General features: G+C 69.7%; 29 protein-coding genes and 1 tRNA gene. 13 read left to right on the forward strand and 17 right to left on the reverse strand.

Annotated elements, in window-relative coordinates:
- The first annotated feature begins 16 nt into the window (after positions 1–16).
- Together CLV67_RS08530 and CLV67_RS08535 are read left to right on the forward strand one after the other, a co-directional pair.
- Entirely contained in the window at positions 17–241 is a 225-nt protein-coding gene (locus CLV67_RS08530) for a hypothetical protein (protein ID WP_106316635.1), read from the forward strand.
- A gap of 69 nt (positions 242–310) precedes the next feature.
- Positions 311–913 (forward strand): TetR/AcrR family transcriptional regulator, encoded by a 603-nt coding sequence (locus CLV67_RS08535; protein ID WP_106317099.1) that lies wholly within the window; start codon positions 311–313, stop codon positions 911–913.
- Here the strand turns inward: CLV67_RS08535 and CLV67_RS08540 are convergent.
- The 3 genes from CLV67_RS08540 to CLV67_RS08550 form a co-directional block, all read right to left on the reverse strand.
- The gene (locus CLV67_RS08540; protein ID WP_239166246.1) at positions 894–1,559 is read right to left on the reverse strand and encodes a hypothetical protein; all 666 of its coding nucleotides are present in this window, start codon (positions 1,557–1,559) and stop codon (positions 894–896) included. The genes CLV67_RS08535 and CLV67_RS08540 overlap by 20 nt on opposite strands.
- 331 nt (positions 1,560–1,890) lie before the next feature.
- Complete coding sequence (gene gltX / locus CLV67_RS08545) at positions 1,891–3,297, reverse strand: glutamate--tRNA ligase (protein WP_106316636.1); 1,407 nt, start codon at positions 3,295–3,297, stop codon at positions 1,891–1,893.
- Positions 3,298–3,323: 26 nt separating this feature from the next.
- Positions 3,324–5,429 (reverse strand): methyl-accepting chemotaxis protein, encoded by a 2,106-nt coding sequence (locus CLV67_RS08550; RefSeq protein ID WP_239166247.1) that lies wholly within the window; start codon positions 5,427–5,429, stop codon positions 3,324–3,326.
- Positions 5,430–5,524: 95 nt separating this feature from the next.
- On the opposite strand from CLV67_RS08550, the gene CLV67_RS08555 reads away from it, so the two are divergent.
- Complete coding sequence (locus CLV67_RS08555) at positions 5,525–6,064, forward strand: dihydrofolate reductase family protein (RefSeq protein WP_106316638.1); 540 nt, start codon at positions 5,525–5,527, stop codon at positions 6,062–6,064.
- A 42-nt stretch (positions 6,065–6,106) separates the two neighbouring features.
- On the opposite strand, the gene aceE is transcribed toward CLV67_RS08555, so the two are convergent.
- Both aceE and CLV67_RS08565 read right to left on the reverse strand, forming a co-directional pair.
- Positions 6,107–8,845, reverse strand: coding sequence for a pyruvate dehydrogenase (acetyl-transferring), homodimeric type (gene aceE, locus CLV67_RS08560; protein ID WP_106316639.1), 2,739 nt, complete (start codon positions 8,843–8,845; stop codon positions 6,107–6,109).
- Between the two features lie 169 nt (positions 8,846–9,014).
- The gene (locus CLV67_RS08565; RefSeq protein WP_106316640.1) at positions 9,015–9,419 is read right to left on the reverse strand and encodes a YjbQ family protein; all 405 of its coding nucleotides are present in this window, start codon (positions 9,417–9,419) and stop codon (positions 9,015–9,017) included.
- Positions 9,420–9,606: 187 nt separating this feature from the next.
- Here CLV67_RS08565 and CLV67_RS08570 point away from each other — a divergent pair, with 187 nt between their 5' ends.
- The 6 genes from CLV67_RS08570 to CLV67_RS08595 all read left to right on the forward strand — a co-directional run bounded on the left by CLV67_RS08570 (position 9,607) and on the right by CLV67_RS08595 (position 14,755).
- Positions 9,607–11,838 (forward strand): transketolase C-terminal domain-containing protein, encoded by a 2,232-nt coding sequence (locus tag CLV67_RS08570; protein WP_106316641.1) that lies wholly within the window; start codon positions 9,607–9,609, stop codon positions 11,836–11,838.
- 111 nt (positions 11,839–11,949) lie between these two features.
- Positions 11,950–12,381: a DUF3052 domain-containing protein gene (locus tag CLV67_RS08575; protein WP_106316642.1), complete on the forward strand. Its 432-nt coding sequence runs from the start codon at positions 11,950–11,952 to the stop codon at positions 12,379–12,381.
- A gap of 94 nt (positions 12,382–12,475) precedes the next feature.
- Positions 12,476–12,934 (forward strand): peroxiredoxin, encoded by a 459-nt coding sequence (locus tag CLV67_RS08580; RefSeq protein ID WP_106316643.1) that lies wholly within the window; start codon positions 12,476–12,478, stop codon positions 12,932–12,934.
- A 48-nt stretch (positions 12,935–12,982) separates the two neighbouring features.
- Positions 12,983–13,054 (forward strand) — tRNA-Val (locus CLV67_RS08585).
- Between the two features lie 175 nt (positions 13,055–13,229).
- Entirely contained in the window at positions 13,230–14,180 is a 951-nt protein-coding gene (locus CLV67_RS08590) for a tyrosine-type recombinase/integrase (RefSeq protein ID WP_106316644.1), read from the forward strand.
- Between the two features lie 215 nt (positions 14,181–14,395).
- Entirely contained in the window at positions 14,396–14,755 is a 360-nt protein-coding gene (locus CLV67_RS08595; RefSeq protein ID WP_106316645.1) for a hypothetical protein, read from the forward strand.
- Between the two features lie 75 nt (positions 14,756–14,830).
- Here CLV67_RS08595 and CLV67_RS08600 read toward each other — a convergent pair whose 3' ends face one another.
- The gene (locus CLV67_RS08600) at positions 14,831–15,067 is read right to left on the reverse strand and encodes a helix-turn-helix domain-containing protein (RefSeq protein WP_106316646.1); all 237 of its coding nucleotides are present in this window, start codon (positions 15,065–15,067) and stop codon (positions 14,831–14,833) included.
- Positions 15,068–15,193: 126 nt separating this feature from the next.
- On the opposite strand from CLV67_RS08600, the gene CLV67_RS08605 reads away from it, so the two are divergent.
- Positions 15,194–15,997, forward strand: coding sequence for an ABC transporter permease (locus CLV67_RS08605; protein ID WP_239166248.1), 804 nt, complete (start codon positions 15,194–15,196; stop codon positions 15,995–15,997).
- A 155-nt stretch (positions 15,998–16,152) separates the two neighbouring features.
- The gene (locus tag CLV67_RS08610; protein WP_239166249.1) at positions 16,153–17,727 is read left to right on the forward strand and encodes a type IV secretory system conjugative DNA transfer family protein; all 1,575 of its coding nucleotides are present in this window, start codon (positions 16,153–16,155) and stop codon (positions 17,725–17,727) included.
- On the opposite strand, the gene CLV67_RS08615 is transcribed toward CLV67_RS08610, so the two are convergent.
- From CLV67_RS08615 to CLV67_RS51730, 3 genes are read right to left on the reverse strand one after another with little or no spacing between them, the layout of a single operon-like run.
- Positions 17,679–17,975 (reverse strand): hypothetical protein, encoded by a 297-nt coding sequence (locus CLV67_RS08615; protein ID WP_146169014.1) that lies wholly within the window; start codon positions 17,973–17,975, stop codon positions 17,679–17,681. The genes CLV67_RS08610 and CLV67_RS08615 overlap by 49 nt on opposite strands.
- A complete protein-coding gene (locus CLV67_RS08620; protein ID WP_146169015.1) occupies positions 17,972–18,223 on the reverse strand; it encodes a hypothetical protein in 252 nt (83 codons plus the stop codon). The genes CLV67_RS08615 and CLV67_RS08620 overlap by 4 nt, the downstream gene beginning before the upstream one ends.
- Positions 18,220–18,372 (reverse strand): hypothetical protein, encoded by a 153-nt coding sequence (locus CLV67_RS51730; protein ID WP_170153783.1) that lies wholly within the window; start codon positions 18,370–18,372, stop codon positions 18,220–18,222. Before CLV67_RS51730 ends, CLV67_RS08620 begins: the two co-directional genes overlap by 4 nt.
- A gap of 212 nt (positions 18,373–18,584) precedes the next feature.
- On the opposite strand from CLV67_RS51730, the gene CLV67_RS08625 reads away from it, so the two are divergent.
- Positions 18,585–18,803, forward strand: a complete 219-nt coding sequence (locus CLV67_RS08625) for a DNA-binding protein (protein WP_239166250.1) — start codon at positions 18,585–18,587, stop codon at positions 18,801–18,803.
- A 187-nt stretch (positions 18,804–18,990) separates the two neighbouring features.
- Here the strand turns inward: CLV67_RS08625 and CLV67_RS08630 are convergent, their stop codons facing one another.
- Together CLV67_RS08630 and CLV67_RS08635 are read right to left on the reverse strand one after the other, a co-directional pair.
- Positions 18,991–20,157 (reverse strand): helix-turn-helix domain-containing protein, encoded by a 1,167-nt coding sequence (locus CLV67_RS08630; protein ID WP_106316650.1) that lies wholly within the window; start codon positions 20,155–20,157, stop codon positions 18,991–18,993.
- Positions 20,158–20,270: 113 nt separating this feature from the next.
- A complete protein-coding gene (locus CLV67_RS08635; RefSeq protein WP_146169016.1) occupies positions 20,271–20,519 on the reverse strand; it encodes a hypothetical protein in 249 nt (82 codons plus the stop codon).
- Between the two features lie 121 nt (positions 20,520–20,640).
- Between CLV67_RS08635 and CLV67_RS08640 the strand changes: the two genes are divergently transcribed.
- Positions 20,641–20,919, forward strand: coding sequence for a hypothetical protein (locus CLV67_RS08640; RefSeq protein WP_106316652.1), 279 nt, complete (start codon positions 20,641–20,643; stop codon positions 20,917–20,919).
- 23 nt (positions 20,920–20,942) lie between these two features.
- On the opposite strand, the gene CLV67_RS08645 is transcribed toward CLV67_RS08640, so the two are convergent.
- Genes CLV67_RS08645 through CLV67_RS08665 form a run of 6 tightly spaced genes read right to left on the reverse strand, consistent with a single transcriptional unit; the run spans position 20,943 to position 25,606 of the window.
- Positions 20,943–21,140, reverse strand: coding sequence for a hypothetical protein (locus CLV67_RS08645; RefSeq protein WP_106316653.1), 198 nt, complete (start codon positions 21,138–21,140; stop codon positions 20,943–20,945).
- 33 nt (positions 21,141–21,173) lie between these two features.
- Positions 21,174–21,845 (reverse strand): M15 family metallopeptidase, encoded by a 672-nt coding sequence (locus CLV67_RS51735; RefSeq protein WP_170153784.1) that lies wholly within the window; start codon positions 21,843–21,845, stop codon positions 21,174–21,176.
- Between the two features lies 1 nt (position 21,846).
- On the reverse strand, positions 21,847–21,975 hold the full coding sequence (locus CLV67_RS54185) for a hypothetical protein (RefSeq protein WP_275414896.1): 129 nt from the start codon (positions 21,973–21,975) through the stop codon (positions 21,847–21,849).
- On the reverse strand, positions 21,972–22,310 hold the full coding sequence (locus CLV67_RS08655) for a hypothetical protein (protein WP_106316654.1): 339 nt from the start codon (positions 22,308–22,310) through the stop codon (positions 21,972–21,974). Before CLV67_RS08655 ends, CLV67_RS54185 begins: the two co-directional genes overlap by 4 nt.
- A 10-nt stretch (positions 22,311–22,320) precedes the next feature.
- Positions 22,321–22,842: a hypothetical protein gene (locus CLV67_RS08660; RefSeq protein WP_106316655.1), complete on the reverse strand. Its 522-nt coding sequence runs from the start codon at positions 22,840–22,842 to the stop codon at positions 22,321–22,323.
- Positions 22,843–22,852: 10 nt separating this feature from the next.
- Entirely contained in the window at positions 22,853–25,606 is a 2,754-nt protein-coding gene (locus CLV67_RS08665) for a hypothetical protein (protein WP_106316656.1), read from the reverse strand.
- Positions 25,607–25,608: the final 2 nt, after the last annotated feature.

Here is a 25,608-nt window from a genome sequence, read left to right on the forward strand (position 1 = left end):
GGATCGAGGAGGCGAGATGATGGAACGGGACGACGCGTTCGCGTGCTCCGACAGGGATCCCGCCCCAGACGATTCGCCGGCGACGTCGCCGGCCGATGAGGAGCTGATCGTGGACCCGCAGACCGGGCGGGTCGGTTGTCGCACCGAACTGCGTGGGTGGGCCGGGGCCCACCTGCACGGCGCGGTCCGGCCGCGCCGGCGTGCGGCCGGCCGTGGCCGTCCCCCCGGCCGCTGGTGCTGAGTCCACGTACGGGTGAGTGACGGGCGCGTTTCCGGGCTCTCGGGCCGCCGGACTGGTCAGGTTGGCGTGGTGGACGACAAGAGACGGCAGATCCTCGACCAGGCGCTCGCACTCGTGGACGAGCGCGGGCTGGCCGCGATGTCGATGCGGGCCGTGGCCGAGCGGGTCGGGCTCACCTCGATGGCGCTCTACCCGTACGTCGGGGGCAAGGACGCGCTCCTCGACGGTCTGGTCGATCTGCTGCACCTGGAGCTCGGCACCGCGATCGGCGAGGACCCGGCCGACCTGGACTGGCGGCGCAGGCTCTGCGCGCTCGGCCGTGCCGTCCGCTCACTGGCCCGGGCCCATCCGAGCGCCTTCCCGCTGCTTCTGAACCGCTCCGCGGCCGGGCCCTCGGCCGCCTGGCTCGCCGCCGCGCTGCAGGGCATCCTGGCCGACGCCGGGGTCCCCTCCTCCGAGGTGCCGCGGCAGGCCCGGCTCATCTGCGCGTTCCTGCTCGGCTACACGACCGGTGAGGTCACCGGCGGGCTGCCCGGAGCGGCCTCGGAAATGCTCGAGGGCGCCACCGAGTTCGACGCCGATCTGGAGGACCTGGTCCGCCTGATCGAGAACTCGGCGACGCCCCGTAAGAGCGCCGACCTGCCGGAGGGTGTCAGACCCGCCGGCGGATGAGGAACGCCATACCGGCCAGACCGGTCAGGATCACCAGCAGCACCGCCCCGTTGAGCAGGAACAGCCGCCGGAACTCGGTGAACGCCAGCGCTACCTCCTCGACCGGGTTCACCTCCTTGACCTTCAGGTCGGTGCCGATGCCGCCACCGATGCCGCTCTGCACGATGTCCGGCTTGCCCTCGATCGGAGCACCACCCAGTCGCAGCGACTCCGGCATCGAGAGCCGTCCGTAGAACCAGGCCTCGGTCTTCTTGCCGGACGGCTGCTTCGCCGGCCGGTGCGCCCGCGGACCGCCCTCGGCCAGCGGATAGAGGTTGTAGACCTGGTTCGGCGCGTTCTTGACCAGCAGGGTCACGGTGAACTTCGGGCCCAGTTTCGTGGCCTTCGGCACGGCGCTCGTCGACGCCGAGGCCTGAGCGAGCCAGTTCACCTCGCTGAGCAGCATCTGAAAGAGCTTCGGCCGGTCGTCCTGCTGAACCAGGATGGTTTCCTCGATGCCGGTGCCGACCAGCTGCAACGCATCGGGTTTCGGCGGCGCTTTCGGCGCGGCCTGAGCCGCGGCCGGTGCCGCTCCGAACGCCAGCGTCAACGCCACGGCCACCGCCGTGATCGTCGTCACCAGCCTCGTGATCGTCCCCCGCACCATCCGACCTCCCCGCCCCCGTGGATGGACATGGATCACTGACCGCTGCTCATACCCGGTCGGTGGAACCGGTACACGGCCTATGCCCTAGCCTTCCCGGACTCCGCCCCGGCCGCATCTCGAGGCAGGGTGAATTGGAACCATGTGAGGGATGGCGAGGAAGGTGCAACGGGCCGTTGATCAGCGGCCGAATAGTACCCACTCCCCGCAATCGATGGGGGCGGTGGTCACCCTGGTGACGGAGAGCATCACCGCATTCGACGACCGGCTATGGCCTTCCGGTCGTCGAATGCGATAAGACGATTGTCAAGCGCTCGTCAACTGGTCGAGATCGTCAGAGGCGGGCGCGAGCAGCGGAGATACGGGCGAGCGTACGCTCCCGGCCGAGTAGTTCGATCGACTCGAACAGCGGCAGACCGATCGTGCGGCCCGTCACAGCTACGCGTACCGGCGCCTGGGTCTTTCCCAATTTGAGACCTCGCGTCTCCCCGACTGCCTCGAGCGTGGTCTTCAAGGCCTCGGCCGACCAGTCCGTGAGGGCGCCGAAGGCGGCCGCGGTGTCGTCCAGGATCTCCGCCGCGCCCTCCTTCATGGCCTTGGCCCACGACGCCTCGTCGTGCACCGGCTCGTCCAGGAAGAGGAAGTCGACGTTCTCGACGATCTCGGCGAGCACCCCGATCCGGGTCTGCGCGAGCGGGGCGATCGCCATGAAGACGTCGGCGTCGAACTTCTCCGGGTCCCACGACGGGGCCGGGATGGTCTCGGTGCCGGTCAGCCACGGCGCGCAGACCTGGGTGAACTCGCTCGGGGTCAGGGCGCGGATGTACTCGCCGTTGAACGCCCGCAGCTTCTTGACGTCGTAGAACGCCGGAGCGTGGTTGACGTCCTCGATCCGGTACTCCTCCTCGATGACCGACCACGGGACGATCTCCCGGTCGCCGGTCGGGGACCAGCCGAGCAGCATCAGGTAGTTGCGCATGGCGGCCGCCAGGTAGCCCTCGTCGCGGTACGACTCCAGGGCGACCTTGTCGCGGCGCTTCGACAGTTTCTGCCGCTTCTCGTTGACGATCACCGGCACGTGACCCCAGATCGGCGGGGTCGCGCCCAGCGCCTCCCAGAGCAGCTGCTGCTTCGGGGTGTTGGGCAGGTGCTCCTCGGCGCGGAACACGTGCGTGATCCCGAGGCTCATGTCGTCGACCACGTTGGCGAGCAGGAACACCGCCGAGCCGTCGCTGCGGGCGATGACGAAGTCCTCGAGCAGCTTGTTCTCGAAGGTGGGCTTGCCACGGACCAGGTCCTCGACGACGGTCTCGCCCTCGTCGGGGGTACGGAAGCGCAGCGCCCGCCCCTCGCCCGGCCCCAGAGCCCGCTCACGGCAGAAGCCGTCGTAGCCGGTGTGCGTGTTGCCGGTGCGCGCGATGACGTCGTCACGCTTGCAGTCGCAGTAGTAAGCCCGGCCCTCGCCGTACAGGCGAGTCGCCGCCGCCGTGTGGTCGGCCGCGTAGGAGGACTGGTAGTAGGGGCCCTCGTACGTCCCGCGTTCGATGCCGATCCAGTCGAGGGCCTGCAGGATGCCCTCGGTCCACTCCGGCTTGTTGCGGGCCGCGTCGGTGTCCTCGATCCGGAGCACGAAGACACCGCCGTGCTGCTGGGCATAGATCCAGTTCTGCAGCGCTGTGCGGGCGCCGCCCACATGGAACATCCCGGTCGGCGAGGGTGCGAAACGTACGCGAACAGTCACGCACCCCAGCGTACCGATGGTTCGGTTCACACGGTGAACCGCCCGACCAGCCCGGTCAGCCGGTTCGCCGTCGCGGTCAGCTCGTCGGCGGCCTGGTGGGACACCGCGACCGACTCGCGGGTGCTCTGCATCGCCCCGCTCACGGTGCCGATCCCGTCGGCGATGTCCCGGCTGCCCCCGGCCGCCTCGGCGATGTTGCGGGCCATCTCGGCGGTCGTCGCGGCCTGCTGCTCGACGGCCGCGGCGATGGCCGTCTGGTAGTCGTTGACCTGGGCGATCCGCGCCGAGATGGCGTCGATGGCGGTCACGGCGCGGGCCGTGTCGGCGTTGATCGCGGCCACCCGTTCGGTGACGTCCTCGGTGGCCCGCGCGGTCTCCTGGGCCAGTTCCTTGACCTCGCCGGCGACCACCGCGAAGCCCTTGCCGGTCTCCCCGGCCCGGGCGGCCTCGATGGTCGCGTTCAGGGCGAGCAGGTTGGTCTGCTCGGCGATGGTGGCGATCAGCTGCACCACATCGGTGATCTTGGCGGTCGAGGCGCGCAGCTCGGTGATCACGTCGGCGGCCGCGGCGGTCAGCCCGACCCCGTCCCGGCCGGCCTGTGCGGCCTCCTGGGCGTTGTGCGAGATCTCGGTGATCGAGGCGCCCATCTCATCGGCGCCGGCCGCCACGGTCTGCACCACGTGTGACACCGACTCCGCCGAGGCGCTCACCGAGCCGGCCCGGTTCGCGGCGGTGTCCGCCGCGGCGGACATCTCGCCGCCGGTGGCGGTGACCCGCCGGGCGGTTCCGGCGACCTCCTCGGAGGCGCCGGTGACCTCCCGCATGACGGTACGCAGCTCGGCCGCGGCCGTGTTGAGCGCGGTGCCGGCCTCGCCGATCTCGTCGCGCCCGCGGTCCTCGACCCGGACGGTGAGGTCGCGGCCGGCGAGCCGGGTCAGCGCCCCGGTCAGCGTGGCCATGCGCCGTGAGATCCGGGACGCCTGCAGATACGCGGCCGCCGCCCCGGCCAGGGCCAGCAGCACCGCGGCGATGACGAAAGAGGTCAGCATCGTGCCGCGGCCCTCCCGGACCGCGTCGATGGCGGCCGCGGCATCGGCGTCGTAGCCACCCACGGTCACCGCCCACTGGTACGGCGCGTAGTAGCCGACCGTGGTGGTGGTGTCCCCGGCGGGTGCCCCGGCGGCGCCCGGCAGCTGATACTTCGCCTGCCAGGTTCCACCGTCGGCGAGTTCCGGGGCCGCGGTGACGATCTCCTCGACGTACTTGGTGCCGTCGGCGTCGGCGGCGTCGAGCAGGTTCTGCCCCGCCATGCCCTCGATGTTGGAGACGACGATCCGGCCGCGGTCGGCGGCGGCGGTGCTGAAGATGGAGACCCACCCGTTCGTCTGGATCTTCAGCTCGCCGATCGTCTCGGTCATGTTGACGAGCGCCTCGGCCTGCGGGACGCCGACGTAGAGCGCACCGATCACGGCGCCGGCGGCGTTCTTGATCGGGTCGTAGACGGAGACGTACGGCGTACCGACCACCGCCGCGACGCCGCGGTACTGCTTCCCGTCCTTGATCGCGGCGGCCACGGCGTTGGGCTTGCCGTCCGCGGTGGCCGGGATGTACGTCCCGATGGCGCGGGTGCCCTTCGCCGACTTCACCGTCGTGCCGACCCGCAGCAGGTCACCGGCCGGGTTCATCCGCTGGAACACGGTGATGGTCGCGCCGGACAACCTCTTGGCCTCGTCGACGAACGGCGTGGTCCGTTTCAGGTCGGTGTTCTGCCCGAGCCAGGCGCCGTCGATCTCGACGCGGGGCAGGCGGACCGTCGTCGCCTCCTGGTCGACCTGATTGACGGCCGTCCAGGCGACCTGCCGGGCCGCGAACCGCATCCCGCCGCTCTGTGCCAGGAACACCGAGGCGCTGTTCATGCTCCGGTCCATGCTCTGCTGGATCTCGTCGCCGACGGTCCGGACCAGGGCGTTGACGTCCGCGGCGCTCTCCGCGAGCGCGGCCTGGTTCTGCCGTAGCACCTCGCGTTCGGTGCTGTCGGCGAACCGGCCGCTCTGCCAGGCGCCGACCGCCACCAGCACGATCGCGGTGACCAGGACGCTCCCGAGGCCGAGAAGGAGCAGTTTGTGGCTCATGCGGAATCCCACCACTGGATCATTACGCCGCTACCACCTTGCCGCCCGCTCGTTGCCGTTTTCAATTGGCCCGGCGAGCAACGAGGTGGGAAACCATGGGCAAGATCGTGGCGGTGGAGTACGTGACCCTCGACGGTGTGTTCGAGGAGCCGGTCTGGAGCGGGCCGTACTTCAACGAGGAGCTCGGCGCCTGGCAGGCCGACAACCTGCGGGAGGCCGACGCGCTGCTGCTCGGCCGCAAGACCTACGAGGGATTCAAGGCGGCCTGGCCCCAGATGGCCGCCGAGACCGGTGACTTCGGCGCGAAGATGAACGGGATGCCGAAGCACGTCGCGACCACGACGCTCACCTCCGCCGAGGCGGAGTGGAACGCCACCTTCCTCGCGGGTGACGTGGCCGAGGCCGTGGCGAAGCTCAAGACCGGCTCGGAGAACCTGCTGATCAACGGAAGCTCTTCCCTGGTCAACTTCCTGACCAGGCACAATCTGATCGATGAGTACCGGTTGATGATCTTCCCGGTGGTGGCCGGCGAGGGCCGCAAGCTCTGGGAGCCCGGCACCCGGATCGCCCTGGCCCACACCGGCAGCTGGCGTTCGGCCACCGGCGTCGAAGTGATCAACTACGTGCCGGCGTGAGCGGTTTCCGGGAGGGGCCGTGCGGCCCCTCCCGGAAGGGTCCTACGAGTCGCCGCCGGTCTCGCCCACCGGCGCGGCGTTGACGTCGTCGATCGCGTACTTCTTGGCGGCCTCGGCCGGCACGTGCGCCGGAATCTGGCCCCGCAGTGCCAGCTCACGCAGCGTCGCCACGGTCACCGACTCGGCGTCCACGTGGAAGTGGCGGCGCAGCGCGTGCCGGGTGTCGCTCATGCCGAAGCCGTCGGTGCCGAGCGAGGTGTAGCCGTTCGGAATCCAGCGGGCGATGAGGTCGGGCACGGCCCGCATCCAGTCGCTGACCGCCACCGACGGACCCTCGGTCGCCTCCAGCTTCTGCTGGATGTACGGCTTGCGCGGCGCGTCGCTCGGGTGGAGCAGGTTGTGCTCCTCCGCCTCGATCGCGTCGCGGCGCAGCTCGGTCCAGGAGGTGACCGACCAGACGTCGGCGCTCACCCCCCAGTCCTGGGCGAGCAGCTCCTGCGCCTTGAGAGCCCACCGCATGCCGGTGCCGGAGGCGAGCAGCTGCGCCTTCGGGCCGTCCTTCTGCGAGCTCTCGCTGAAGCGGTAGATGCCCTTGAGCAGGCCCTCGGTGTCCAGGCCGGCGGGCTCGGCGGGCTGGACGGCCGGCTCGTTGTAGATCGTCAGGTAGTAGAAGACGTTCTCCTGCACCTCGCCGTACATGCGGTGCAGGCCGTTCTCGATGATGTGCGCGATCTCGTACCCGAAGGCCGGGTCGTAGGCCACCACGGCCGGGTTCGTCGCCGCGATCAGCAACGAGTGCCCGTCCTCGTGCTGCAGGCCCTCACCGTTGAGCGTGGTCCGCCCGGCGGTGGCGCCCAGCAGGAAGCCGCGCGTCATCTGGTCGGCCGCGGCCCACAGCTCGTCGGCGGTGCGCTGGAAGCCGAACATCGAGTAGAAGATGTACAGCGGGATCATCGGCTCGTCGTGTGTCGCGTACGACGTGCCGGCCGCGATGAAGCTCGCCGTGGAGCCCGCCTCGTTGATGCCCTCGTGCAGGATCTGGCCGTCCGTCGACTCCTTGTAGGACAGGAACAGCTCCCGGTCCACGGAGGTGTAGGTCTGGCCGTGCGGCGAGTAGATCTTCTTGGTCGGGAAGAGCGAGTCCATGCCGAAGGTGCGGGCCTCGTCCGGGATGATCGGCACCCAGCGGGCCCCGAACTCCTTGTCACGCATGAGGTCCTTGAGCAGGCGGACGAACGCCATCGTGGTGGCGATCTTCTGCTTGCCGCTGCCGCCCTTGATCCCGCTGAACGCCTTCGAGTCCGGGATGGCCAGCGACTTCGCCTTGGTACGCCGCGACGGCACGTAACCGCCCAGCTCGCGCCGGCGCTGCTGGAGGTACTCGTACTCGTCGGACTTCTCGCCGGGGTGGTAGTACGGCGGGAGGTACGGGTTCTCCTCGAGCTGCTTGTCGCTGATGTCGAGGTAGAGGCGGTCCCGGAAGCCCTTGAGGTCCTCCAGGGTCAGCTTCTTCATCTGGTGCGTGGCGTTACGGGCCTCGAAGTGCGAGCCCAGCGTCCAGCCCTTGATCGTCTTGGCGAGGATCACGGTCGGCTGGCCGGTGTGCTCGGTGGCCGCCTTGTACGCCGCGTACAGCTTGCGGTAGTCGTGCCCGCCGCGCTTGAGGTTCCAGATCTCGTCGTCGGTCATGCCCTCGACGAGCTTGCGGGTGCGCGGGTCACGGCCGAAGAAGTGCTCCCGGACGTACGCCCCGGACTCGCCCTTGTAGGTCTGGTAGTCGCCGTCGGGCGTCACGTTCATCAGGTTGACCAGCGCGCCGTCGGTGTCACCGGCGAGCAGGCCGTCCCACTCGCGGCCCCAGACGACCTTGATCACGTTCCATCCGGCGCCCCGGAAGAAGGCCTCCAGCTCCTGGATGACCTTGCCGTTGCCGCGGACCGGGCCGTCGAGGCGCTGCAGGTTGCAGTTGACCACGAAGGTGAGGTTGTCCAGCTCCTCGCGGGCGGCCAGGCCGATCGCGCCGAGCGACTCGACCTCGTCCATCTCGCCGTCGCCGAGGAACGCCCAGACGTGCTGCTGGCTCGTGTCCTTGATGCCGCGGTTGTGCAGGTAGCGGTTGTAGCGCGCCTGGTAGATCGCGTTCAGCGGGCCGAGACCCATGCTGACGGTCGGGAACTCCCAGAAGTTCGGCATGAGCCGCGGATGCGGGTACGACGGGAGGCCGCCACCCGGGTGCGACAGCTCCTGCCGGAAACCGTCGAGCTGGTGGGTGGTGAGACGACCCTCCAGGTAGGCCCGTGCGTACATGCCGGGGGACGCGTGCCCCTGGAAGAAGATGTGGTCGCCGCCGCCCGGGTGCTCCTTGCCGCGGAAGAAGTGGTTCATGCCGACCTCGTAGAGGCTGGCGCTCGACGCGTACGTCGAGATGTGACCGCCGACGCCGATCTCCGGCCGCTGCGCGCGGTGTACCAGCATCGCCGCGTTCCACCGGATGTAGGCCCGGATCCGGCGCTCGACGAACTCGTCACCGGGGAACCAGGGTTCCTGCTCCGGCGGGATGGTGTTGATGTAGTCCGTGGACGTCAGTGGCGGAACGCCGACCTGTCGCTCCCGAGCCTTCTCCAGAAGGCGCAACATCACATAACGGGCTCTTTTCGCGCCGCGTTCGTCGATGACTCCGTTGAGCGACTCGACCCATTCGTTGGTCTCTTCAGGGTCGATGTCGGGAAGCTGGCTCGGCAGGCCATCGCTGATCACCGGGCGCTTGCGCTCCGTGGCCACAGGCAATCCTCTTGGTTGAGTGTCGGACGTCCGTGCGACCCCTAGGTAACGAATCGCGCGGAATAGGTCTCCATCCTGCCCCCTTACGGTGGGGTCCGTCACGCCTACGGGCCGTCTCAGCGACGCTCGACACACGTACTGACCAGTAACTTTTGGACGTCCCCGTTGATCAGCCGTTGACGAAGGAGAAACGAACCTGGCGGATGGGGTTGTCCCCGTTCGGGTCGACGAGGCAGATCGACTGCCAGGTGCCGAGTGCGATCTGGCCGCTGATCACCGGCAATGTGGCGTACGGCGGAATCCACGCCGGAAGGACGTGATCGCGTCCGTGCCCCCGCGAGCCGTGCCGGTGCACCCACTTGTCCTCGGTGGGCAGCAGATCGTCGATCGCCGTCAGCAGATCGTCGTCCGACCCGGCGCCGGTCTCGATGATCGCCAGGCCGGCGGTCGCGTGCGGGACGAAGACGTGCAGCAGGCCGTCCTTCTCGGACTGCACGAAGCTCGCCGCCTCGCGGGTGATGTCCACGACGGCCGGTGAGCCGCCGGTCCGCACGGTGATCAGTTCGGTACGCATCCGACGAGCCTAAATGTAGAGATCGAGCAGCAGGAACGCGGACGCGGTGCCGGTCAGCCAGCACACGCACTGTGCCAGGCGTGCGGCGGCGTACCACAAGATCATGTCCCTGAGTACACCACCGGGTGACGGCCCGTGCGCGCCAGATCGATCCTTCTCGCAGTGGCATCACCGGCCGCGGTCGGCAATGCTGAATTGCGTGACGACTCCGCAAAGCCTCGACGAGCGGTTCCGCGATGCGGTCTCGGCCCTCCGGCCACCGGATTCCGGACGTCCCTCCGGCGACCCGATCCGCGACGGGGCCGGCCTGACCGGCGCCCGTGCCCGGGAACTCTTCGACGCCCAGCTGACCAGCCGCCACCTCGACCTCGCCGCGCGCTGGCTGCGCAGTTTCAACGAGGGATTCCACACCATCGGCTCCGCCGGGCACGAGGGCAATGCGGCGGTCGCCGCGGCGTTGCGCGGCGACGACCCGGCCCTTCTCCATCACCGCTCCGCGGCCTTCTATTGCGTACGGGCGGCGAACCACCCCGGCATGTCGGGGCACGACACGGCCCGGCGCCTCGAGGAAGCCGCCCGCGACGTCCTGCGCGGCGTCGTCGCCTCCGTCCGCGACCCGGCGACCGGCGGCCGCGCCAAGATCTTCGGCAACCCCGCCCTGCACCTGATACCGGCCGTCTCGGCGCCCGGCGGCCACCTGCCCCGGGCCGTCGGCCTGGCGCACGCGCTCACCCGGGCCGGCGAGACGGCCTGGCCCGGCGACGCGATCGTGGCCGCCTCCTTCGGCGACGGCGGGGCCGGTGGCGCCGCCGCCTCCGCCGCCCTGCACGCGGCCGGCCGGCTCGAACGCGCCGGTCAGCGCGTGCCGCTGCTGCTGATCTGCGAGGACAACACACCCGGCGGGCCCGACCCGGACGGCTGGGTGGCGGCGGCCCTGCGCGGCCGGCCCGGCCTGCGGTACTCGTTCGCGGACGGCTGCGACCTGGCCGCGGCGTACGACGCGGCGGCCGAGGCGGCGGAGTTCGTACGCACCGAGCGCCGTCCCGCCGTCCTGCACCTGTCCACCGTCCTGCTGCTCGGCAGCCCCGGCGACCCGGACCCCGCCGACGGGCTGGACCGCGACCCGCTGATCACCGCCGCCCGGCTCCTCGTCCAGGCCGGGCTGTACGGCCCGGACGAGGTCCTCACCCGCTACGACGAGGTCGGCTGGCAGGTCCGCAAGGCCGCCGAGGAGGTGCTGGGCGAGGCCAAACTCGCCTCCGCCGCAGAGGTCGTCGCCACCCTGGCCCCACGCCGCCCGCTGCGCGTCGCGCACGCCGTCTCCGAGCACGCCGGCCGGGCCCTCGGCGCCGGAGCGCCCACCCGGCTGCGTGTCTTCGGCGGACGGCTGCCCGAGGACGCCGGCCCGATGACCCTCGCGCAGGCCATCGGCGCCACCCTCATCGACGCTCTCGCCGCCGACCCCGGGATGCTGGTCTTCGGCCCGGCAACCACCCGTGGCGGCCGGCACGGCGTCACCACGGGGCTCTCCGGGGCTCACGTGTTCGACAGCCCGCCCGACACCACCACGATCCTCGGCCTCGCCGCCGGCGCCGGGCTGGCCGGACTGCTCCCGGTCCCGGAACTCGACTGCCTCTCGGCGCTGCACGGCGGGGCGGAACAGCTGAGGACCGAGGCGGCCGGTCTGGCGTACCTCTCGGCAGGCGCCTATCGGAATCCGATGGTGCTGCGTGTGCCAGGCCTCGCGAGCCCGTTCGGGATCGGCGGTCACCTGGCCAACGACAACACCGTGGCCACGCTGCGCGACGTGCCCGGCCTCGTCGTCGCGGTGCCGGCCCGGGCGTCCGACGCCGCGCCGATGCTGCGCTCCTGCCTCGCCGCCGCGGAGATCGACGGCACCGTCAGCGTCTTCCTCGAACCGGTCGCCCTCTACCAGACGAGGGACCTCTATCAACAAGGCGACAACGAGTGGCTGGCGAGCTATCCGGCCCCCGGCACGTGGGCCGAGGATCACGTTCCGATCGGCCGCGCCCGCACCTACGGGCTCGGCACCGCCCAGGACCTGACCATCGTGACGTACGGCAACGGCGTCCGGATGGCGCTGCGTGTCGCCGCTCAGCTCGCCGCCGAAGGATACGGCTCCCGGGTCGTCGACCTGCGCTGGCTCAACCCGCTTCCCACCGCTGACCTGGTACGGGAGGCCACCGTGACCGGGCGCGTACTGATCGTCGACGAGACGCGGCGCTCCGGCGGCGTCGGCGAGGGAGTCCTCGCCGCTCTCGTGGACGGATCTTTCTACGGTTCCGTGCGCCGGGTCGCGGCCGCTGACGTGCCGGTTCCGCTGGGTCCGGCAGCCCAGGAGGTCCTGGTGGGAGAGGATGCCATCACACAGGGTGCCCACGCCCTGCTGGCACGGTAAATTGCCACACACTCGGTGCGCCACTTGCGCACCGGCGCTGGAATGTGTGGACTACCCCCAGGTTCCGGTGCAATTTGACGGTGTTTTTTGACGGCTAGGAGGATTTGGACAGTGAGCGCGACCGCGGGTCAGGCCGACGGCGTACGTAGCCTGGCGGACCGGTTCGGCCTGGAGCCGAACATGGTGGTCATGGAGATGGGATACGACGACGATGTCGACGAGGACCTCCGTGACGCCCTGACCGAACGCGTCGGTGACATGGTCGACGAGGACACCGACGAGGTCGTTGATGCGGTGCTGCTGTGGTACCGCGACGGCGACGGTGACCTTTTCGAGATTCTCACCGATGCTCTCGGCCCCCTTGCCGACAACGGCGTGGTGTGGCTGCTGACCCCCAAGGCCGGCCGCGACGGACACGTCGAGCCGAGCGAGATCAGCGAGTCGGCCCCCACCGCGGGCCTGCAGCAGACCTCCACGGTGAATGCCGGCAAGGACTGGACCGGTGCACGCCTGGTCTCCCCACGGGGCACCAAGAAGAAGTAGCTCACTGCCACCCCACTCCAGGTCGGCGCCCGAGACGGGCGCCGACCACGCGGCATTGGTCTGGTTGTACTGGCGTCTGGTTTAGGCTGGGCGGATGCCGATCGAGGTGGGCGCCGAGGCCCCGGACTTCGTCCTCAAGGACCAGAACAATCAGGAAGTACGCCTCCGTGACTTCCGTGGTCGCAAGGCGGTCCTGCTGGTCTTCTACCCCCTGGCGTTCAGTCGCCGCTGCCACGGCGAACTCACCGAGATCCAGAAGAACCTGGCCGACTACGCGAACGACGGGGTCCAGGTCCTGACCGTCAGTGTGGACTCGGCCTACAGCCACAAGGTGTGGGCCGACCAGGAGAACTTCGACTTCCCACTGCTGGCCGACTTCTGGCCGCACGGAGGGGTGGCGCTGGCATACGACGTCTTCGACGCTGAGCGCGGCTTCGCCAACCGCGGCACGTTCCTGATCGATCGGGCCGGCACGATCGCCTACGCCGAGATGAACGGTCCCGGCGAGGCCCGCGACCAGACCGCCTGGCGTACCGCCCTCGCCGCCCTCTGATCCCTCGATCAGCGGCAGGGTAGGATGACGGCTCCGGTGATTGATACCGGGCGCGTAGCTCAGTGGGAGAGCACCCGCCTTACAAGCGGGGGGTCGTAGGTTCGAAACCTACCGCGCCCACAGACCCCTCTCACCTGCGGAAACTCAACAAGTTGCCGTAGGAGAGTGAAAGCACGATGCACGGACACCACTCGCTTATGCAGTCCGCTGGTGATCTCCAATGAGCCAGCATCCAAAGGTACTGAGGGCCGATCCAGGACCCCTGAGAGCCTGGATCGCGTCGTGGGAACTGAGCATGCGAGCCGAAGGCCTCAAGGGCCGAACCGTCGAGACGTACACCGACGTAGCCGTCCTCCTGGCCGGCTGGCTCATCCACGCGCACGAACCCGCAGTCGACGACTGGGCCGACGTCCGCAAGAGCCACCTCAGGTTGTTCTTCGTCTGGCTCCAATCCGGCGGCCAGCCGTGCCCTCACCGGATCAACCCAGCCTCCCCGCCGATCGCCGGCTGCCAGGGCTACGGCCGGTCCTACGTCAACAACATCGGCAGAGCACTCCAGCAGTGGTGGAACTGGTACGCGCTCGAGGAGGAGGCACCTAACCCGATCGCCGGGATGAAGATCCCGTCGCCGCCGAAGCTCGACGACAACCCCCCGCCGGTGATCGAGGAGGACGAGCTCCGCACCCTGATCCGGAGCGCGGAGAGCAAGCGTGACTACACCAGCCGCCGCGACGCCGCCGTGCTGCGTCTGCTCGGGTCGACGGGCATCCGCCTGGGCGAGCTGGCCGGCATCGACCTGGCCGACCTCGACCTGCAGAAGCGGGAGGTGCGGGTCACCGGCAAGGCCGACCGCACCCGTACCGTGAAGTTTGACGCCAAGACCGCGATCGCGTTGGACCGCTATTTGCGGATGCGGCAGCAGAGGCTCATCAAACTGGGCGGTCAGTTCGGCGAGAATGCTGTCAACGCTCTCTGGATCGGGCATCGGCGTTTCGTCCGGATGACAGAAGACGGTCTTTATCAGGCGATCGTGCGACGGGGAAAGGCCTGCAATCTCAAGATCTATCCGCATCTTTTCCGGCATACCTTCACGCACCGGTACCTCGACAATGAGGGCAGCGAGGGCGACGTCATGGAGCTGAACGGCTGGGACTCTCCCCAGATGCTTCGGCGGTACGGCCGCAGCGCCCGGAGCGCCCGGGCGCGACGCGGATACGATCGCGTGAATGTTATGGGCGACATTTAGCCGAATATTTCCGGGCCGTTAACGAGCACCGGTTGTGCGACGTCCCCCGATAGGGGTAGTCCGACCGTTTTCAATCACCCGCCCACCGGTTCGGGTCTGCGGATCGCACGAATGATCGATTGGATCATTGAACCGTTTTAGGGTTCAACAATCCGCAGGTAACGAGGGGTCGTAACCAGGGGAGACCAGGCCGCAATCGGGACGAGGGACGGGGTATGTCAGCACGACCGGAGGCTCAGCGCGCACCAGAGTTCGACACGCCCCGCCGAGACAAACGGGCCGCCAGGTGGATCCAGGCCGGGCTCTTCGCGGCCACCGGCGCGGCCGGCTCGCTCTGGCTCTGCCAGTTCGAGCCGCTGGAGGTCACCCACAGCCTGAGCTGGCTGTTCCTGGCCGTCGTGCTCGCCTCCTGGCCGGCCTACCTGGCGTGGAGGCACTCCACTGCCGCTGGCCGCCAGCAACAGACCCTGGCGGCGTTTCACGAGGGATACGCCACCGGCTACCTGCGTGGAGTCACTGACCGGCTCACCGGCGCCAGCGTCGGCGACGACGAAGGATCCGCCGACCAGCGCTGACCGATTTCGATCCTCTGGCTTCACTCCAGGCTGCGCCCGGGTGCCGACCGATCACGGCCCCGGGCGCAGTCGCGTCTACGCCTGTGGCATCTCACCGCGGTGCTCGGCCCGGGCCTGCTCCAGCAGGCGAATGACGTCGGCCGGGTTGACCCGCCGCTGATGCCCGCCAGCGTGCAGCCGCCAGCCGATCGTGCCGTCCTCAAGCCGCCGGTGCATGGTCGTGCGTCCGATACCGAGCAGCTGGGCCGCGTCGCCGGGTCGTAGCCACTCGCCCGCCCGGGCGCGTGCCTCCAGGTCCGGCTGGTCCGCCATGCACGCGCCCCTGTCTCGAGTGTTCCGATCGCGCCGATCGTATCGGTCCACCCCGTACGCCCTGGTGATACACCCGCCTAGACCCTCTAATGTTCCAACTGTTCCATCTGTGCCATCATGGGGCGCATGTCGACCGACACCAGCACGCGCATCCCGGAGGCCGCCCTGAAGCAGGCCCGTGACGCCGTCGGCACCGGCCCGATCCCGGCACGCACCGCCCTACGCAAGATCCTCGGGGTGGGCTGGCAGACGGCCACCGACATTCACGATCGTCTGACGTCCGAACGAGAGCAACACCAGTCCGAGCGCAAGCGCGGCCTCCGCGCCGCCATGGCCCGTGTCCAGGCACGGGGGCCCCGCCCTCGGCACCTCCGGCTGCCATCCCGGCCCCGTCTCGCCCCCGCCCCCGAGCCGGCCACCATGCCGACGTTGGCCCCCACACCGGTGGAGCCCGAGACGGTCCAGAAGATCAAGGTCGCCGATCCGGTCCCGGCCGCCCCGACCCCGGTCCGGACGTGGCCGGTCCTCGGCCTGATCCTGCCCGCGTTCGTCGCGATCTGGTCCGGCTGGGTCGACCTCGGACGGCTCACCGGCTTCGGCGTCGTCCGCCCGTTCCCCGGCATTCCCGGCGCCGACCGGATCCAGATCAACACCGCCATCACGTTGCCCGTGGGCCTGGAGACGTACGCGGCATTCGCGCTCTACGTGTGGCTGTCCGGACGAATCCACGGCCGGGCACTGACATTCGCTCGCTGGTCCGCCATCGGCAGCCTCGCCCTCGGCGCGGCCGGCCAGGTCGCCTACCACCTGATGGTCGCCGCCGGCTGGACCTCAGCCCCCTGGTGGATCACCACCATCGTCTCCTGCATCCCCGTCGCAGTCCTCGGCATGGGCGCAGCTCTCGCGCACCTCGTCCGCTCGCCAGCGTGACCGACGAGGCATCCGGTAAGCAGCGGGACGTCCTGGACGTTCTCGTACTGCGGTATCTGTCCGGTCAGCCGCTCTGCGGCGCGGACGGATACCCCTACCTCCGGCCAGGGCTCGGCCAGCTGGCCGGCTACCAGCGGCAGGCGCTCCGGATCGGCATGCCCGCGCTTGCCGGCGTGGTGTGGGCGTGGCCGCAGGAGTCCGTCGCCGTCGTTGCGATGCTCGCGGCCGTCGCCCTCTGGCGCGCCCGGCGCCGGTGGGGTCGCATCCGGTTCCGGAATGAATACGTGACACCCACCCTTGCCGCCATCGGCCCGGCTCTCGGGCTGAAAGACGTACGCGTCGACCTGCATGTCGACCCCGGCCTCGGCCAGCTCACACCCCGTCTCGCGAAGCCGCTGTCACCGGCAGAGGAGTGGGTGCGTGTCCGGTACGGCACGTACCTGGAGCCGATCCTGCGGTGGCTGCCGGAACACATCCAGCGGGCCGTCTGGACGGTTCAGGGCTGGGTGTATCCGCTCACCAAGCGGTTGGACTGGTTCCGCCGGCCCGGCGAGAAGCTCGGCCCCAGGATCGAGTTGACCGCAGCCACGCCCTACCTGACGAAGGAACAGCGGCAGCTGGTGTCGGCCATCATCACCGCCAAGATCCCCGTCAGTGACCTGGTCGAGTCGTGGCACCAGGTCGGCGCAAACGTGCGCGCCCGGTGGACTGTGAGGCAGAGGCCGCCCTCGTCTGTCGGCGTCGACCAGCTGCTCGAGCACCTGCCGCGGCTGCAAGAGTGGGAGTTCTACATCGGCCAGGGCGCCGGTGACCGGCCGGTCATCCTGAGCCTGAAGGACGACAGCCCCCACATCGCCGTGTCGGCCGGAACCGGCGCCGGTAAGAGCGTGTTCGCTATGGACATTGCCGTGCAGGTGCTTCGCCGCGGCGGCCAGGTCATCATCCTCGACCGCAAGGGCAGCCACCGCTGGGCGCGGAACCTCGACGGCGTCACGTACTGCACGAAGCCAGCGCAGATGCACAACGCGCTGATCGAGGCAGCTGAGATCGCCGATCTCCGCAACGACATGGCGTTCAGCGAGGCCGACGACTGGGACCCGGGCCCGCGCATCCTAGTGATCTGCGAAGAGCTCAACGCCACCATCGGCATGCTCGCCAACTACTGGGCGGAGATCCGCGGCAAGGGGGATCCGAAGAAGAGCCCAGCGATCGCCGCGCTGGGCGACCTGCTCTTCATGGGCCGCAGTGCCAAGGTCAACATTTTGGCGATCGCGCAGATGCTCACCGCACGAGCCATCGGAGGCCCCGAGGCCAGAGAAAACTTCGGCATCCGTTGCCTCGCTAGGTACACGGCGAACGCCTGGAAGATGCTGGTTCCCGAGGCCAGCATGCCCAGGGCCAGCCGCACGCTCGGCCGGTGGCAGATCGTCATCGGCGGGGTTGCGACAGAGGTCCAGGTGGCCTACCTGACAACCGCAGAGGCACGTGCCCTAGCAAAGGTCACAAAAGAGCCTGATGAGGGCCTGAGCAGGGATGTCACAGGTGACAGTGACATGATGACGTTGCAGGACGCCATCGACGCCGGTGTGCTGCCTTGGAAGTACTCAGCGGCGAGGCAGCGGCTGGCTCGGAACGTCGGCCAGGTGCCGGCCAAGCGCGGCAAGCGGGGTAAGGCCGATCTCTACACGCGGTCAGACTTGGAGCGTTGGGCAGCGAGCGGACGTCGCTGAGCCGGACCGTCGTTCCGCGTCCGGCGGGAGGGGCCGTAGCCGATCGCTTCGATCCCGAGCCACTGGACGAAGACCTCGCGCCGCTCGACCGCGATACCGCCGCTCATCTCGTAGCCGTCCAGCCACACCCAGCCCACGTAAGTCTGCCGCGGCAGCACCCGGATGATGCGGAACAGGATCGGGGTCGCGAACTGGACGGACGCGGCTTTGCCGAGCCGGACCATGTCGCCGGGTCTCAAGTCTCTCATCGTCGGTCACCTCTGTTCAGCTTCTCGGCCAAGGCGAGCGGTTGGCGGATGCACTGCTCGTAGAGCGCCAGCACCGGGGCAGTGGGGACGGCGTGCGCGGCCTGGTCGAACAGCTTCCACAGGGCCGCGGACAGGGGAAGGCCGAGCCCGTGCTCGTCGACGAGCTGGGCGACGACGGGCTCACACGGCCAGAGCAGGCCGCAGCCGGCGCACAGCCCTTGGGGCCAGAGCGGCTCGTGGCTGGTCACCACAGCCGCCAGGCCGTCAGCACGGCTGGCCGGGCGACGCCCATGCGTACCGGCGGGCAGGGGAACACCTCGAAGCGGCAGCGGCAGTCCACGCGCCAGGGCCGCAGGATGTGCCGCATGCGGCCGTGTCTCAGGGTGTAGGTGGTCATGCCCAGCTCCTCCGAGGGGTGCTCGGGGATGGGACGGCGGTGGGCCTCACCGTGTGGGCGGCGAGGCCCACCGCCAGTGGGTGCGGCGCAGCCGGGCCCACTTTCAACCGGCCGGCCGCTACCCGTGCGATCGAGGCTACACGGGCAGTTGTCGATGGTAAACACGCTGGTAACGTCCACGGTGGACTGCCGTGGTGCTTACGGTGATCATCGTGGCGAAGGCGCGGAAGCTGTGGACGACAGGTGACATCGCCAAGCGACTCAGCGTCACCCGCCAATACGCCCTGCAGATCACCAACGACCGCCGGCGCAACTTCCCGGAGCCCTTCGACACCCTGCCGGGCGGGGTCCAGGTGTGGCTCATCGAGGACGTCGAGGACTGGATCGCTCGACACCCGCAACAGCCGATCGCCGAGGACCCCGAGAACTGATTGATGGACCGTGTGCGCCACCATGGCCGCCTCCACCGAGATCCGGGAGTTAGGGCGGCGGCGGGCCGGCGCTGCTGGACGCCAGACCCACCGCCGCGGCGACGGCCACCTCCCGGCCCACACCTTGGGCGCCGTCGCGAATGGCACGCTACGAGCGCACACCGGGTGCGTTGATGACTTCCGGTTATCAGTCCTTGACCAGGTCGGACAGTCCAACAGCGACGGCAGCGTGACGCATCTGCTTGGTCAGCGCGTTCCGCTTGGTCCGCCTGACGATCGAACCGACCGAGTCCTTGATGGTCGGCCGCAGGCGGAACCACTGCGGGCCGGCGGCTTCACTCCGGAGCATCATCGCGATGGCCTCGTGGTCTCTGCCCGTCTGGACGTAGGCATTCCCAAGATCAGCGAAGTAGGGGGCCTGCCGGTTCGCCAGCGGGATCCGCCCCGGCGCGATCAGCTCCGAGGCCTCGATCGCCCGCCGAGGCTCACCCAACTCGAGCTCGACGGCCACCCGCCAGAAACCGGCGTTCGTCGGCCCGAACGCAAACCGTGCAAGACCCAGGTCGACGGGTTCACCGAGCGACTGTGCAGCCTCCTCCGCCTCCCGCAGGTGGTCGTGCGCGACGTCCCCACGCCGGTCCACAGCAGCGCGTAGAGCGGCGTGGAGGTGGAGCATCCCGTACGCCTGCCGGACCTCCGGATCGCCGATGTGCGGCTGGATCTCGTCCGCGATGCGCTGGGCGAGGCGGGTCGGGGCACCGGGCATCTCCGGCGGCATCGCCAGGATGCGGATGAACTCGGCGATGCCGATCCAGGCCGGGTCGCCGACCTCGCGTGCCTCCTGGACGGCCAGCCGGGCAGCGTCCCGGGCGAGATCGGCGTAGCCGAGGTGCTTGAGGGTGTAGACGCCGACGTGCGCGACCTGGACCAGGTCCCCGCCGCGGAGCCCGCCGAGCATGTTCGGCAGCTGCGGGGCGACGGTCGCGAAGTCGTACGCCCCGCCCGCGATCATCAGCTCGCGGACGTCGTGGTGCGGCTCGACGAGCTCGCCGACCTCGCGCCGGATCAGAGCCTCCCGGATGGCCGGCACGTGCGCGGCCGCGGCCGCCTTGGTGGCGTCGGTGGGGTCGCCCGGCTGTCTGGTGAGGTCGGCGATGGACACGTTCAGGGCCTGGGCGAGAGCAACGAGGGTGGAGCGGTTGTTCACGGGTTTGATGCCGCGCTCGATGAGGCTGAGGTACGGCTGGCTCATGCCGGCGAGGCCTGCGGCGGCGCGCTGGTTGAGGCCGCGGCGTTTGCGCCAGTAGGCGACCTGGGCGCCGATGTTCTGTGGTTCGCCGATGGTGGCGGGCATTGGTGCTCCCCTGGTTGTGGGCGGGGTGCGGATCTCGGCTGATATCGACGGTACTCAGAAACGACGAAAGCGCCCTCGTCACCAGGCGCTGGGCCTGGTGACGAGGGCGACTCTCAGTTTCGGTTCGCGGCAGTACGGCGCTTGGCTCGCTCGTCCTCGCGCTGTTCGGGGGTCATGCTGGCGAGCCGGACGCTCTCGCGTGCCATGCCGGTCCAGCCGATGATCAGCTTCTGGGGCACCTTGGCCTGAGCGGCGGCAAAGATCTCGGGCTTCAGCTCTTCGTCGAGGGTTGCCATCTGCGCGGCGAGCCGCTGCCGACGTTTGCCGAGGTCCTGGAGGCGGGTGGTGTCGTGCTCGCTCATGGTCTCCACGTTAGCCCAACGTTGGGCCTAGTGGTGTCATCCATTCGCGGGACAGTTAGGCCTAGCGTTGGGCCCAACGTTGGGCCTAAGCTGAGGATGCAAACGAGCGAGGGAGAACGAGATGCGCGAGATGACCGCCGAGAAGGCCGCCACCGAGATCCGCCAGGCCTACGGCACCTGGAAGACCCAGGGCGGCGAGGGCTGGATGCGCACCGTCGAGATCTTCCGCCGGGCCGACCTCAGCCTCGACGAGGCCGCCGCCGGCGTCCGCCACCTGCTCCGCACCGAGCCGACCTTCACCGCCGCCCACGATCCCGCCCGCCTCGAGCAGACGGAGGACGACCGGGCCTGCCAGATCCCGCTCGGCCGCGACACGGTCGGCCTGGTCGTCTGGGGCTGAGAGCCGGGGCCGGGAGACCGGCCCTACCGATCAGGCCGGTTCCGGGCCCGGTGGAGGGCGCCGGCCTCCACCTCGGCCCACGGGTCCGGTGAAGTCTCCGCAGCCCGCATCCGCTCCAGCGCTTCCACCGCGACGGGGCGCCAGTCCCCGCCGTAGTCCCGGTCCGCGCGGGCCTTCACCCACTGCCACAGCTCCGGGCTCATGATCTTGTCGCCGCCCATGCGGCCAGTGTGCGCCGGGCGGCATGCAGCGGGCTACCGGCCGAGGATCTTGTCCCAGGTGCGCGCGTCCACCACGCCGGTCACAGGGACTCCCACGATCCGCTGGTAGCGGCGCACCCGATCCTGGGTGGCCGGGCCGAACCGGCCGTCGTCCTTCGCCCCGACCCACCGCTGCAGGAACGCGACGTCCGGGCCGACCGCGCCGATGCGCAGGGTGCGGCTGCCCGGCTTCGGTCCGCCGGCCGGCTTACCGCTGCCCTGCAGTGCCTTGGCCGCGGCGATCGCCGCGGTGCGCGACACGTTGATCTCGAAGTGCATGTCGTCGGGGCGGGAGTAGTCACCGCCCCAGCGAATGATCTTGACGCCGTTGTGCGAGTACCGACCCAGAATGGCCCGGATCTTGGCCCGCTGCGACGGGGTAAAAGTGTTCCGCCGCCCCTGCGGGTGCACCAGCCAGTTCAGGTCCACCGCGGCACCGATCGCGTGCCGCGACCAGGACGACGTACCGGCGATCCGGCGCGGGTTGAAGCCCCCACACTGGCCCGGGATCAACTCCTCCACCTCACGGTCGAAATCCCTGGCAAGGCCGAGCAGCAGCGGCGCGACCTCACGCGCGAGGGTCAGCTTGATGCTGGTGCCGGGCACCAAGTACGTGGCCACCGCGGCGCCGGGCGCGGGGACGGTGAAGCCGAGCAGCGTCGCCATCTCAGGCCTCCTCCTGGTCCTCGTCGTCGTGGCCCGGGCAGTGCGGCGGCGGACCAACCTGGTCGGCCGAGTCTGGGGCAACCTCGACCAGGTCGACCGGCGGCAGGGCACCGACGTCTGCGGCGGTCATCGGATCACGCCCTGCTCGCGGAGCTCGGCGAGCACCTGGTCCGCAGCGTCACGCGAGCCGGCGCGGATCCGGGCGTCCAGCTCCCCGTTCGTTCGGTGCTCGATCGTCTGGAGCGTGCCGGTCTGCGCGGTCGTCTCGGCATGTACCGCGGCGACCTGCTGTTGAACACCACTCACCGCTGCGGTGCCGGCGAGCGCTCCGCCGCTGATCCCGGCCAGAACCGCACAGACGGCGATGACGTCACTGGCCGGCCACGCGGCCAGCGTGGCCAGGGCGACGCCGAGAGCGCCGATCACGGCGGTCAGGCCCACGGCCTGCCAGGTGAGTTTGGACATGAAGCTGCTCCTACGAGATCTTGCGGACGGTGACAGTGGAGCTCTGGCGGAGCCCGCCAGAGGTGGCCGAGGAGACGTTCGGTGCCCATTGCAGGGACAGGAGCCCGGTGACGGTGACCTCCACCCAGCGGGACTGCTCGCGGACGCCCTGCCAGATCGCCGACGACGTGAGGCCGTAGACGGCGTCGACGTTCGCGGCGTAGAGCGCTGTCTGGGTGGAGACGGCGCCGTTCGGGCCGGTCGTGTTCGCGGCGGTCGGGCCCGTGACGTAGCGGACGGGCACGTTCCACGTGCCCGTGAAGCTCCACCGCGTCTTGATCGCGATCGCGCCCGCGCCGCCGATCATCGCCAGGAGCATGTCGACTTCCCAGATGCCCGGTGTGAGGGTGATGCCGAACAGCTCGCCGTCGTTGGCCAGCGTGGTCGTCGACGTCCTCGTCTCCGAGGTGGTCTTGACCGTCGTGGCCGGGATGCGCTCGTCGATGTCGTCCAGGCTGGACGGTGTGACCGGCAGGCCGGGAATGATGGCCACAGACGTCCTCCTATCGGGCCCAGCGCAACGGCTGGTCAAGCACGAGAGCGGCGCCAGCAGAGTGCGCCAGGGTGTAGCCGTCCAGGCCGCGCGTGAGCGTGAACGTCTGCGGGCTGGTGGCCCCGCTGACCGCCGTCACGGTGACGCGCTCTGCTTTCGCGCCGGACGGGTGCAGGACCCACATCACCATCGGCACCACCGAGGCCAGCGACCACGGCGTGCCCACCACGGCAACGCTCACGGCCTGGGACGTGCCGGGGGTGACCACCGCCAGGCCGGAGACGAGCGTGGTGCCGTCGGAGTCGGCCAGGTCCACACCCGCCACGCCGACCACCCACGGTCCGTGCGGCACCGTGTTGAACTGGATCTCCCGACGCCGGGGGCGGATCGTCTCGGCCCAGCCGTGGACCTGCAGGTCGATCGGCGACGGCGGCAGCCAATCCGGCGGATCGGTGATCACGATCCGGTCGCCCGGTCCGGCGGCCGCGATCGCCCGCGCCACCTCCGGTTTCCCCGCGTCGACCAGCCGCGTCAGCGGGATCCGGACGACGGGGTACCGGTACTCGTCCCACGTGCCGAGGTGGACCTCCCACCAGGCGACGTCGTGGAGTTGGTCGTCGGTCTCGAGGTCCAGGGTGTCGCTGCCGGGCCGCCGGCCGACGCCGACGGGGTGTTCCTGGATGCTGAGCCTGCCGGCCGTCGCCGTCGCCTGGTAGCTACTGCCCGCCCGACGTTCGGCGGTGTAATCGTTGACAACGTCCTCGGTCGGCTCGTCGGGTTCCAGGTGCGGGGACTCGCCCTCTTGCCCGTACTCCAGCGTTGCCCGCGGCACCTGGTTGTAGAGGCTGTACCTGGTCCGGTACTCGAGCATCATCGCGTCGCGGGCCTCGCCGAGCAGGCCGCGGTCGACGGCCGCGCACGAGGTGAACAGCTCAAGCGCCTTGCCGGGCTGCTGCGGGCCCATCCGCTCGGTGTTGTCCGGGTCGCCGATGATCCGGACCGGGATGCCGAGCTCCTCGCCGAGACGAAGCAGGCGCCGGCCGGCGGTTTCGCCGTCGTTGCCGACGATCGCCGTGTCGATGCCCGCGGCCAGGGTGGCGGAGGTGCCGAGCATGACGTGCCCGGCACCTCCGCCCTCCAGCTCGCCCTTCGGGGAAATCCGAACCTGCGAGGACCGGCCCACCGTCCGGGAGCTGAAGGTCCCGTCGAGCCCAAGCTCGGTCACCGTCAGGTCGGCGTTGATACGCCGGACGAAGACCTGCCAGTAGATGTCGCTGCCGGTCTGGGTGAGCTGCCAGCCGATCATCTGACGGCGGCCGAGCACGTCGAAGTTGATGTAGAGGGTGTCGGCGATCTCCGTATCGGTGGAGTCCAGGCCACGCAGCCGCAGCTGGCCCGTGCTGCTGACCTCGAGAACCCACCGCGTGGCGGATCCGGCGACAGCCCGGACCTCGGCAAGGACGGCGTCGGCGAGCCAACCGGTGGCAGGGGCGTCGGCGACCATCCGCATCGCGATCACGCCGGTGCCGGTGTGGGTGTTCGGCTTGCCGGTCAGCGTCGTGCCGTACGTGAACCCGAGTAGCGGGGCGCTGCCGGGGATGGCTTCGGACGAGCCGAGGTCCGGCTCTCCGGTGATGGTCATGGCGGTGCCGCCGGCGAGGGCGGAGGCGATGCTGGTGGCGTCGGAGCCGTCCTCGCAGGGCCAGTAGCCGACCATCAGCGGCAGGTTCGCCGCGGCGGTGGCCTCGCGGTAGAGCGGGGACCGGAGCGGCTCGGACGGCTGTTGCAGGCGGCGCAGCCAGCCGCCGATTTCCACCGGCGCGGTTTTGCGCCGGCCGGAGGTGACCCAGCGGACGGGCCAGTCGGCGACCTCGCCGCAGACGCGGACGTCGAAGTTGCGGAGCTCGGCACCGGTGAGCGTCCAGGTCTTGCCGGTGGAGTCCGCGAACGACGTCGCCCCGGGCGTCTGGGCCGTGAAGTCCGGGTTGGCCACCACCGAGCCAGCGATGCCGTTACGCAGCTGCATCGCGTGATAGCGGCCGGTCCCGTCCGCCGAGGCCAGGTCGTTGTAGCCCACCCGCAGCGGCGCAGTCCCGGAGTACACGCTCGTGACCCCGACACCGGTGACGGGATCGCCGAGCTGCGTCCACGTGCCGCCGATCGTGTCGGAGGTGTAGAACACCACGGTCCAGCCGCCGCTGCCGTTGTTGACGTCCAAGGTCACGCGGATCGCGCACCGCCCGGACCCAGCCGGGACGATGTTCTCCGTCGCCTCGACCGTGATCGCCGACGCCAGCGTGCCGTCCGGCGACCAGCGGAAGGTAGGGGCGAGGTAGCGCATCCACAGCGCCCACGACCGCTGGTTCCCGGTGGTGTTGTACTTCCCGCACAGGCTGAGGATGGAGTCGAGGTCCCAGGTCAGCGGCTCCACGTCGATCCGCACGTCCAGGTCCCCGGTGATATCCAGGGCCGCGGCGTCCGGGGTCGAGGCGATGTCACCGGAGACGCTGATCCACAGGTGAGTGTCGTCTCGCGCCCACGCGCGCATCGGCGTGGACCGGCCGAGGTAGCCGAAGTACGGCGACCTCGGGTTCCGGGAGCTGAGGTCGCCGTCGTCGTTGCGCAGCGTCAACGAGCACCGGGTCGGATCACCGACCACCGCGTTTTTCTGCCGGCCGCCGGTGATCCGGGCCGGGTCGGAGGTGAGGACGGAGACGTCAATCCAGTCCCCGTCGATCTGGATCTGGGCACCGAAGTCGGCCACGA

Source organism: Actinoplanes italicus, assembly GCF_003001815.1.
In the GTDB taxonomy this organism is placed as follows: Bacteria; Actinomycetota; Actinomycetes; order Mycobacteriales; family Micromonosporaceae; genus Actinoplanes; species Actinoplanes italicus.

What these genes read in the sequence shown, in the direction of transcription:
- CLV67_RS08530 (WP_106316635.1), top strand. Translation starts at nt 17, where the DNA reads ATGATGGAACGGGACGACGCGTTCGCGTGCTCCGACAGGGATCCCGCC.
- CLV67_RS08615 (WP_146169014.1), bottom strand. Translation starts at nt 17,975, where the DNA reads ATGAGAGACTTGAGACCCGGCGACATGGTCCGGCTCGGCAAAGCCGCG.
- CLV67_RS08635 (WP_146169016.1), bottom strand. Translation starts at nt 20,519, where the DNA reads ATGAGCGAGCACGACACCACCCGCCTCCAGGACCTCGGCAAACGTCGG.
- CLV67_RS08550 (WP_239166247.1), bottom strand. Translation starts at nt 5,429, where the DNA reads ATGAGCCACAAACTGCTCCTTCTCGGCCTCGGGAGCGTCCTGGTCACC.
- CLV67_RS08605 (WP_239166248.1), top strand. Translation starts at nt 15,194, where the DNA reads ATGTCGACCGACACCAGCACGCGCATCCCGGAGGCCGCCCTGAAGCAG.
- CLV67_RS08580 (WP_106316643.1), top strand. Translation starts at nt 12,476, where the DNA reads ATGCCGATCGAGGTGGGCGCCGAGGCCCCGGACTTCGTCCTCAAGGAC.
- CLV67_RS08640 (WP_106316652.1), top strand. Translation starts at nt 20,641, where the DNA reads ATGCGCGAGATGACCGCCGAGAAGGCCGCCACCGAGATCCGCCAGGCC.
- CLV67_RS08630 (WP_106316650.1), bottom strand. Translation starts at nt 20,157, where the DNA reads ATGCCCGCCACCATCGGCGAACCACAGAACATCGGCGCCCAGGTCGCC.
- CLV67_RS08610 (WP_239166249.1), top strand. Translation starts at nt 16,153, where the DNA reads ATGCCCGCGCTTGCCGGCGTGGTGTGGGCGTGGCCGCAGGAGTCCGTC.
- CLV67_RS08570 (WP_106316641.1), top strand. Translation starts at nt 9,607, where the DNA reads ATGCTGAATTGCGTGACGACTCCGCAAAGCCTCGACGAGCGGTTCCGC.
- CLV67_RS51730 (WP_170153783.1), bottom strand. Translation starts at nt 18,372, where the DNA reads ATGACCACCTACACCCTGAGACACGGCCGCATGCGGCACATCCTGCGG.
- CLV67_RS54185 (WP_275414896.1), bottom strand. Translation starts at nt 21,975, where the DNA reads ATGACCGCCGCAGACGTCGGTGCCCTGCCGCCGGTCGACCTGGTCGAG.
- CLV67_RS08595 (WP_106316645.1), top strand. Translation starts at nt 14,396, where the DNA reads ATGTCAGCACGACCGGAGGCTCAGCGCGCACCAGAGTTCGACACGCCC.
- CLV67_RS08600 (WP_106316646.1), bottom strand. Translation starts at nt 15,067, where the DNA reads ATGGCGGACCAGCCGGACCTGGAGGCACGCGCCCGGGCGGGCGAGTGG.
- CLV67_RS08655 (WP_106316654.1), bottom strand. Translation starts at nt 22,310, where the DNA reads ATGTCCAAACTCACCTGGCAGGCCGTGGGCCTGACCGCCGTGATCGGC.
- CLV67_RS08645 (WP_106316653.1), bottom strand. Translation starts at nt 21,140, where the DNA reads ATGGGCGGCGACAAGATCATGAGCCCGGAGCTGTGGCAGTGGGTGAAG.
- CLV67_RS08565 (WP_106316640.1), bottom strand. Translation starts at nt 9,419, where the DNA reads ATGCGTACCGAACTGATCACCGTGCGGACCGGCGGCTCACCGGCCGTC.
- CLV67_RS08540 (WP_239166246.1), bottom strand. Translation starts at nt 1,559, where the DNA reads ATGGTGCGGGGGACGATCACGAGGCTGGTGACGACGATCACGGCGGTG.
- CLV67_RS08555 (WP_106316638.1), top strand. Translation starts at nt 5,525, where the DNA reads ATGGGCAAGATCGTGGCGGTGGAGTACGTGACCCTCGACGGTGTGTTC.
- CLV67_RS08590 (WP_106316644.1), top strand. Translation starts at nt 13,230, where the DNA reads ATGCGAGCCGAAGGCCTCAAGGGCCGAACCGTCGAGACGTACACCGAC.
- CLV67_RS51735 (WP_170153784.1), bottom strand. Translation starts at nt 21,845, where the DNA reads ATGGCGACGCTGCTCGGCTTCACCGTCCCCGCGCCCGGCGCCGCGGTG.